This is a genomic window from Paraburkholderia sediminicola, from assembly GCF_046027825.1.
Taxonomy (GTDB): domain Bacteria; phylum Pseudomonadota; class Gammaproteobacteria; order Burkholderiales; family Burkholderiaceae; genus Paraburkholderia; species Paraburkholderia sediminicola_D.
Window position 1 is genome coordinate 1 of the sequence record NZ_JAQQDU010000244.1, and the last position, 886, is coordinate 886.

Here is an 886-nt window from a genome sequence, read left to right on the forward strand (position 1 = left end):
CTGAATTGGGTAGGTCAGGTGTGTCCGGACCTGCATTCGGTCATCGCGATCGACGGCAAGAGTGTGCGTGGCTCGGGCTCGAGTGCCAAGGGCGTGCGTGCCTTGCATAGCGTGACGGCCTACGCGAGCCTGAGTGGCCTGGTGCTGGCGCAGCAGCGTTGCGAGGAAAAGTCGAACGAGATCACCGCCATTGAAGCTCTGCTGCCAGTCCTCTCCCTTCAGGGTAGCCTGGTGACCATCGATGCAATGGGTACTCAGGTGGCCATCGCGCAAGCGATCACCGAGCGCGGCGGCGACTACCTGCTGGTCGCAAAGGACAATCAACCCGGTCTGGCTCAAGCCGTTGAAGACTATATGCGAACCGGCAAAGCCCACGATTGGGCGCACATGAATCCATCGATCTCCGAGACACTGGATAAAGGACATGGTCGCCTTGAAACCCGCCACTGCGTCGCAGTGGCGGCGCCGGACTATCTCAGCGAACTGCATCGCTGGCCCAAGCTTAAGAGCCTGGTGCGCATTGAGCGCACGCGCGAGATCGCGGGCCAGGTCAGTTCACAGACGCAGTACCTGATCAGTTCCGCCGCACCCGACGCCAGATACTTGCTTGAGGCCAGTCGCATGCACTGGGCCATCGAGAATGGCTTGCATCATTGCCTTGACGTGACTTTCCGCGAGGACGCCAGCACCGTGCGCCTGCGCAATGCGACGGCCAATTTTGCCACCTTGCGCCGCATCACTTTGAATCTGCTGCGCATGCGACCCGAATCCGGCAAGAAAAAGCGCAGCATCGCCGCACGTCGCAAGGTCGCGGGCTGGAATCCCGACTACTTATTCGAGTTACTCCAGCTCACGCCACTGACGAGAATTTGATGCTCCGGCCCTG

The 886-nt window shown here is 60.5% G+C and carries 1 protein-coding gene; it reads left to right on the forward strand.

Features of this window, described 5'->3' with window-relative positions; translation table 11 throughout:
* The coding region (locus PQQ96_RS42095; RefSeq protein ID WP_408303337.1) for an ISAs1 family transposase at window positions 1-873 on the forward strand (873 nt) is incomplete at its 5' end.
* Window positions 874-886 lie beyond the last annotated feature (13 nt).